We start from the raw sequence: 7,662 nt of genomic DNA on the forward strand, positions 1-7,662 counted from the left end.
TCGGGTTCCTGGCGGCGGCCGAACTGGGCACGTCGCGAAACACATCGTACTGTCGGACGGCGTCGATGTAGATCGGAATCTTCCGAAAGCGCGACAGCGTGTCGGCGATCGGCGTTCTCGCAACATGCGCAAGTGCGCGCGGGGAAGTGTGCGCCGAATCGACTACAATCTCGCCTTCGTTTAAAAAATCCACCCCCACTGTCTGTCAGGAATCCGCTGGTGTCCCAAGCTGCCCCCGACCCTCAAGCCGACGCCGAGCGCGCCGATGCCGCCCGCGCCGAAACTGGTCGTGCCGATGCTGGCCGCGCCGAAGCCGGCCGCGCCGAAAACGTTGCGGCCCTGCCCACGCCCGCCAAAAAGCGCAGCAAGCGCGAGCGCCGCGCCGAAAAGCGCGCCGCTGTCGAGGCATCGGTTGCTCATGCCCCGATTCTCGAAATCGAATCGCTCGATATGGAGGCGCGCGGCGTCGGCCGTACTGTCACCGAAACGGGCGAGCCGGGCAAGGTGATCTTCGTCGAGGGCGCGCTGCCGGGCGAGCGCGTCACCTATTCGAGCTATCGCAAGAAGCCGACCTTCGAGCAGGCCCAGGTCGTCAGCGTGCTGCGCGAAAGCGCGATCCGCACGAAGCCGCAATGCCAGTTTTTCGGCACCTGCGGCGGCTGCTCGATGCAGCATCTGGACGTGCGCGCGCAGATCGCCGTCAAGCAACGTGTGCTCGAAGACAATCTTTCGCATATCTCGAAGGTACGTTCGGAAACGATGTTCCGGCCGATCCACGGACCGTCCTGGGGCTATCGCTATCGCGCGCGCCTGACCGTGCGCAATGTGCCGAAGAAGGGCGGCGTGCTCGTGGGCTTCCACGAGCGCAAGAGCAGCTATGTGGCCGATATGACGAGCTGCGAAGTGCTGCCGCCCAATGTGTCGGCGATGCTGGTGCCGCTGCGCGAGCTGGTGGGCGCGCTGTCGATCAGCGATCGCATGCCGCAGATCGAGCTGGCTGTCGGTTCGAGCGTCACGGCGCTGGTGCTGCGTATTCTCGAGCCGCTGACCGCCGCGGACGAAGATCTGCTGCGCGCCTTCGCGGATCAGCACAACGTACAGTTCTGGCTCCAGCCCAAGGGGCCGGATTCGGTGTTCCCGTTCTATCCGCTCGACAAGCCGCTCGACTACACGCTGCCGGAATTCGACATCCGCATGCCGTTCAAGCCGACCGACTTCACCCAGGTCAATCACCAGATCAACCGGGTGCTCGTGGGCCGTGCGCTGCGTCTGCTCGCGCCGGAAGCGGGCGATCGCGTGCTCGACCTGTTCTGCGGCATCGGCAACTTCACGCTGCCGCTCGCGCGGCTGTCGCGCGAAGTGGTGGGCATCGAGGGCAGCGAACAGCTGACGACGCGGGCGCTCGAAAACGCGCGCGCCAACGGCGTGGACGGTCATACGTCGTTCGCCTGCCGCAATCTGTTCGAAGTCACCGCCGACGATATCCGCGCGCTCGGTCATTTCGACAAGTACCTGATCGACCCGCCGCGCGAAGGCGCGTTCGCCGTGTCGCAGGCGCTGGCCGAAATCGCGAAGAGCGGCGATGGTCCACTGCCCAAGCGCATCGTGTATGTCTCGTGCAGCCCGGGTACGCTGGCGCGCGACGCTGGTGTGCTGGTCAACGAAGCGGGTTATCGCCTCAAGGGCGCGGGCGTGGTCAACATGTTCCCGCATACCTCGCACGTCGAGTCGATCGCGCTGTTCGAACGCGACTGAGACGTAACTGAAACGCCCCCAGGCACGGACTGCCCGACGCTTCGGCGCCGGGTAGCCTGAAATACGCCGTAACGACGACATAAAAAAACGCCACGGAAGTCATTCCTTGGCGTTTTGTTTTTGACCGCTGTTTGACGGCATTGAGCGCCCGCTGGACGCTCAATCCGGCCTTACCAGATCTGCCACCAGGACTTTTCTTCCTTGCCCGGGCGTGCGTGACCCGTGATGTACGGGCTGTCCGGGAAGGTCGCAGCCAGCACGCGACGGGTGTCGTCGGCGAGTTGCGGCTGGTTCAGCTTCTGGTACGACAGGATCATGATGTGCAGCGCGTCTTCGATCGCCGGAGCGCTCTTGTACTCGGTGATCGCGAGCTGCGCGCGGTTGATGGCCGCCACGTAGGCGCCGCGACGATAGTAGTAATCGGCAGCGTGCACTTCGTGCGAAGCCAGCGCATTGACGATGTAGCGCATACGCTGTGCGGCGTCCGGCGCGTACTTGCTCTGCGGCGACTTGTCGACCACGACCTTGAACGCGTCATACGACTCGCGCAGGGACTTCGGATCGCGCTCGCTCATATCCTGGCCCGAGAAGCGGCCGAACAGACCCAGATCGTCGTTGAAGTGGATCATGCCCTTGAGGTAGTACGCGTAGGCGATGTCCGGGTGATCCGGGTGCAGCTGGATGAAGCGATTGATCGCCTGGTCGGCGGCATCGTTCTCGTTGTCCTTCCAGTCGCAGTAGGCGACGTTGATCTGCGCCTGTTGTGCGAAGTGGCCGAACGGGTCGCGACCTTCGAGCTGTTCGAAGTATTTCGCGCACTTACCCCAATCGCCACCGGAGAGCGCGTCCTGAGCCTCCGTATATAATTTGTTGTTGTTCCACGTTGCCGTTTCGTCGGTCTTTTCCGGCAGGCCGTGGCAGGCAGCCACTAGCGTGAGCGCCGCGCCGCAAGTAGCAATGCGAATGACGTTGCCGATCTTGCCGAGCGTGTGCATTTGCGCTGCGCGCGTTGCGGTTCGGGCCACTGCATATTGGGCCGGTTTCGTAATCGTGTTCAAGGCTCGCATTTATCCCAGTCCAGCTTCAGGTCCACAGGTGACCCAGACTCAATGACCCGTTCAGTTATTCCGGGGGCCGGCGCTCCCGGCGCCCAAAACAGCATCAGCGATTATAGCCTGGGCGATGTGCCCGATGACGCAGCAGCCAATGAGGCGCTTGACGACGACCTTACCGGCGCTGACTTTGTCCCCATCGCAGGCGGTGCGCCGCGCACCCGTGTCGCGCGCGAAGACCAGGAAGCACGCCGCGCCGAAGTGCCCGACGAGCTTGCCGGCGAGCGTCTCGACAAGGTGCTCGCCAGGGTCTTTCCCGAATTTTCTCGTAACCGCCTGCAAGGCTGGATCGAGGCGCAGCGCGTGCACGTCGACGGCAAGCCCGCCAAGGTGCGCCAGCCGGTGCCGCTGGGCGCCGTGATCGAACTCGTTCCCGATCTGCTGCCCGAGCAGCTGGCGTTCACGCCCGAGCCGGTGCCGCTCGACATCATCTACGAAGACGAGGCGATCCTCGTCATCAACAAGCCTGCAGGAATGGTTGTGCATCCGGCCGCCGGCAACTGGAGCGGCACGATCCTCAACGGTCTGCTGCACCGCTACGGCGAAGCGGCCGCCGGCCTGCCGCGCGCGGGCATCGTGCACCGGCTCGACAAAGAAACTTCCGGCCTGATGGTGGTGGCGCGCACGCTCGAAGCGCAGACCGATCTCGTGCGCCAGTTGCAGGCGCGCACGGTCAAGCGCCGCTATCTCGCGCTGGTGTGGGGCAATATGCCCGACGAAGGCACGATCGACGCGCCGATCGGCCGCGATCCGCGCGACCGCGTGCGCATGGCCGTGGTGAGCGGTGCGTCGGGCAAACCGGCGCGCACGCATTACCGCCGTATCGACAAGACGATGTGGCACAACCAGCCGATCAGCGCGATTCACTGCGATCTCGAAACCGGCCGCACGCACCAGATTCGCGTGCATTGCGCGCATATCCGCCATCCGCTGCTGGGCGATCCGGTCTATGGACACGCGCGCGGCAAGCGCTCGGTGGCGGCGCTGCCCGGCGATTTCGCGCGCCAGGCGCTGCATGCGTGGCGTCTTGGCCTGATCCACCCGGTCACGGGCCGCCCGATGCAATGGCGCGCCGAAGTGCCGGACGACATGGATGCGCTGATCGAGGCGCTCGGTTTCGGCAAGGAGAACGAGGAAGATTTCGCCTTTGACGAGATGTTCGACAGCGCGTACACCGACGAAGGCTACGTGATCGGCAGCGATGAAGACGATTACGCCGACGACGAAGACGACGATCAGGACGAACACGACGGCGATCACGAAGACGACGGCCACGACGACGAGGACAAGCCTGCATGACGACCTGCCCGCAACTGACTTCCGCCGATCTGCTGCACCCCGAATGGGACGTTGCGCCGCGCGTGCGCGCGATCGTGACGACGCGCAACGGCGGTGTGAGCGTGGGCCCGTTCGGCCGCTGGCAGGCCGCCGGGAACGGTGAGGGCGGCGGCGAGTTGCCGTGCGGTCTGAATCTGGGCCGCTCGTCGGGCGACGATCTCGACCACGTCGAGGCCAATCGCGCGCGTCTGCTGGACTACGCGGGCGTGCCGGCCGCGTGGCTCAAGCAGATCCACGGCCCGATCGTGGTCGATGCCGTGCAGGCGCTCGCAGCGGCGCGCACGGGCACGCCGCTCGAAGCCGACGCGAGCGTGACCGATCAGCCCGGCATCGCCTGCACGGTGATGGTCGCCGACTGCATGCCGGTGCTGATCTGCGACGGCGCGGGCCGGGCGGTCGGTGCCGCGCACGCGGGCTGGCGTGGTCTCGCCGCAGGCGTGATCGAGAAGACCGCGCAGCGCGTTGCTGCGCTCGCGGGCTGCGCCACAAGCGAATTGCACGCGTATCTCGGACCGGCTATCGGCCCGACGGCTTTCGAAGTGGGGACAGACGTGCGTGACGCGTTCATGACTCACGCGCAGGCTGTCGGTGGCGCACAACGCGCGGCAACCGATGCCGCCTTCGTGCCGCGCCCCGAAGCGGCCGGCAAATATCTCGCCGATCTCGGTGCGCTCGCGCGTCTGCGTCTGGGCGAACTGGGCGTTACCCGCATCAGCGGCGGCGGCATGTGCACCTACACCGATCGCGAACGCTTCTATTCGTATCGCCGCGAACCCGTGACCGGCCGCCTGGCTGCGCTCATCTGGCTCGAACCCTGAGCGTTTCGCGGACGCTGTTCGCTGCGGGGCACACGCCTCCAGGCCGTCCGATCGCCGTGTTTTTGCTGCGCCGCACCGTGGGCTGCAAAGTACAGCCGCTCATGCGCTGTGAATCGATTCGGCGCGCTCCTCATTGCACTGCAAGCACTTGCACGCATGGCGGTTTTTCCGCCGTGCGTCGCTCGCCTGCGCACACCTCTGTGACATGAGTCAGCGCGCATCGGGAAAACGATAATAAAAAAAATATCGCAGTGCGGCAAAATCGGGCACAAGCATTGACACGCTTTGCAGTGGGGAGCAAGAATGTCCTTTCACCTACGGGACAGGACGCACCGGGCGCAAGGCAGTGGCGCGCCAAGCGCGTTCCACCTGCCTCTCAACCAGTCCCTCGGGACACATCGGTAAAAAGCAGGCATGACGGCATCTCAACGCTCTACGACAGCCCCAGGTGCGGGCGCTTCAACCGACGGTGCACAGTCTTTCATTCCGAATTTCACGCCGGACGCCGCCGGCATGCAGCAAATGCTCGACGCGTGGACGCAGGCCTGGCGTAATGCCATGAATGCTGCGCAACAAACGGGCGCGCAGCAGTGGGGCCAGGCAACCGGGCAACCGGGCGCGTTCTGGCCTGGCATGCCGGCCATGAACGGCGCGACGAATCCGGCCGAAGCCGTTCAGGCTGCGCAGGCTGCATTCGGTGCCGCGATGAATCCGGCGGCGATGCAATCGGCGCTCGGTCAGTTCGGCAATCTCGGTCAACTCGGCAATTTCGCCCATCTCGGCGGCGGCATGGACGCGTTCAAGGTGCCCAGCGCTTCCATCGAGCCGGGCCGGCTCCAGCATCTGCAAGCCGAATATTCGCGCGATGCCATGGAACTGCTGCGCGAAGCGTCGGCCGCGCAGCCCAAATCGCCCGAACTCAAGGATCGCCGCTTCAGCTCGGATGCGTGGAAAGCCACGCCGGCCTACGCCTTCACGGCGGCCTGGTATCTGCTGAACGCGCGCTATCTGCACGAGATGGTCGATGCCATCGACACCGATCCGAAAACGCGCGAGCGCATCCGCTTCGCCGTGCAGCAGTGGACGGCGGCGGCTTCGCCCAGCAACTTTCTCGCGCTGAACCCCGACGCGCAGAGCGCCTTGCTCGAAAGCCACGGCGAAAGCCTGCGCCAGGGCGTGATGAACCTGCTCGGCGACATGTCGCGCGGCAAGATCTCGCAAACCGACGAATCGCGTTTCGTCGTGGGCCGCAATCTGGCGACCACCGAAGGCTCGGTGGTGTTCGAGAACGAACTGTTCCAGCTGATCCAGTACGAGCCGCGCACGGCGACCGTGCGCGAGCGTCCGCTGCTGATCGTGCCGCCCTGCATCAACAAGTTCTACATCCTCGACCTGCAGCCCGAGAATTCGCTCGTCGCTTACGCGCTGGAGCAGGGCCAGCAGGTGTTCCTCGTCTCCTGGCATAACGGCGATGCGTCGATTGCCGACAAATCCTGGGACGATTACATCGAAGACGGCGTGCTGCGCGCGATCGACACCACGCGCAGCATCAGCGGGCGCGAGCAGATCAATACGCTCGGCTTCTGCGTGGGCGGCACGCTGCTCGCCACGGCGCTGTCGGTGGCGGCGGCGCGCGGCGAACATCCGGTTGCATCGATGACGCTGCTCACGGCAATGCTCGATTTTTCCGATACGGGCGTGCTCGACGTATTCGTCGACGAGGCGCACGTGCAGATGCGCGAGCAGACCATCGGCGGCAAGAACGGCGGCACGCCGGGCCTGATGCGCGGCATGGAGTTCGCCAACACCTTCTCGTTCCTGCGTCCGAACGATCTGGTCTGGAACTACGTCGTCGACAATTACCTCAAGGGCCGCACGCCCGCCGCGTTCGATCTGCTCTACTGGAACAGCGACTCGACGAGCCTGCCGGGCCCGATGTATGCGTGGTATCTGCGCAATACGTATCTGGAAAACAAGCTGCGCGAGCCGGGCGCGCTGACCGTGTGCGGCGAGGAAGTCGATCTTTCGCGTATCGACGTGCCGACGTTCATCTACGGCTCGCGTGAAGACCATATCGTGCCGTGGCGCACGGCGTATGCGTCGGTGCCGCTGCTGTCGGGGCCGCTTAAGTTCGTGCTGGGCGCGTCGGGCCATATTGCCGGCGTGATCAATCCGGCGTCGAAGAACAAGCGCAGCCACTGGACCTTCGATACCGAAGCGAAACATCTGCCCGAGGAAGCCGACGACTGGTTCGACGCCGCCGAGGAAAAGCCGGGCAGCTGGTGGCCGACGTGGGCCGAATGGCTCGATCAGTTCGGTGGCAAGAAGGTCAAGCCGCGCGCCCAGGCCGGTTCGGCGGAATTCCCCGAAATCGAGCCCGCGCCGGGACGTTACGTGCAGCAGCGCGAGTGACGGCGGCCACGCACATCGACGTAAAAAACGCAGCAACAGGTTTGGGTTTTTAACTTGACGGGCACGCATCTCTTGCGACTTCGTGCAGCCCGGAGGAACAGAAAATGACTGACATTGTGATCGTTTCGGCCGCCCGTACGGCGGTTGGCAAGTTCGGTGGCTCGCTGGCGAAAGTGGCTGCGCCGGATCTCGGTGCGCTGGTGATCAAGACGGCGCTCGAGCGTGCG

At 64.7% G+C, this 7,662-nt stretch carries 5 protein-coding genes and 1 pseudogene; 5 read left to right on the plus strand and 1 reads right to left on the minus strand.

Going from position 1 to position 7,662, the window contains the following annotated elements:
- Positions 1-219: 219 nt before the first annotated feature.
- Positions 220-1,755 (plus strand): 23S rRNA (uracil(1939)-C(5))-methyltransferase RlmD, encoded by a 1,536-nt coding sequence (gene rlmD, locus G3N59_RS18005; RefSeq protein WP_346777899.1) that lies wholly within the window; start codon positions 220-222, stop codon positions 1,753-1,755.
- A gap of 170 nt (positions 1,756-1,925) precedes the next feature.
- On the opposite strand, the gene G3N59_RS18010 is transcribed toward rlmD, so the two are convergent.
- On the minus strand, positions 1,926-2,822 hold the full coding sequence (locus tag G3N59_RS18010) for an outer membrane protein assembly factor BamD (RefSeq protein ID WP_205983989.1): 897 nt from the start codon (positions 2,820-2,822) through the stop codon (positions 1,926-1,928).
- A gap of 42 nt (positions 2,823-2,864) precedes the next feature.
- On the opposite strand from G3N59_RS18010, the gene G3N59_RS18015 reads away from it, so the two are divergent.
- The 4 genes and pseudogenes from G3N59_RS18015 to G3N59_RS18030 all read left to right on the plus strand — a co-directional run.
- Complete coding sequence (locus G3N59_RS18015) at positions 2,865-4,166, plus strand: RluA family pseudouridine synthase (RefSeq protein ID WP_205983990.1); 1,302 nt, start codon at positions 2,865-2,867, stop codon at positions 4,164-4,166.
- Positions 4,163-5,023: a peptidoglycan editing factor PgeF gene (gene pgeF / locus G3N59_RS18020; RefSeq protein ID WP_205983991.1), complete on the plus strand. Its 861-nt coding sequence runs from the start codon at positions 4,163-4,165 to the stop codon at positions 5,021-5,023. Before G3N59_RS18015 ends, pgeF begins: the two co-directional genes overlap by 4 nt.
- Before the next feature lie 513 nt (positions 5,024-5,536).
- Complete coding sequence (gene phaC / locus G3N59_RS18025; protein WP_205983992.1) at positions 5,537-7,435, plus strand: class I poly(R)-hydroxyalkanoic acid synthase; 1,899 nt, start codon at positions 5,537-5,539, stop codon at positions 7,433-7,435.
- Positions 7,436-7,539: 104 nt separating this feature from the next.
- Positions 7,540-7,662: pseudogene (locus G3N59_RS18030) on the plus strand (acetyl-CoA C-acetyltransferase); the annotation flags it as partial.

The organism is Paraburkholderia sp. Ac-20340 (assembly GCF_017104965.1).
Taxonomy (GTDB): Bacteria; Pseudomonadota; Gammaproteobacteria; order Burkholderiales; family Burkholderiaceae; genus Paraburkholderia.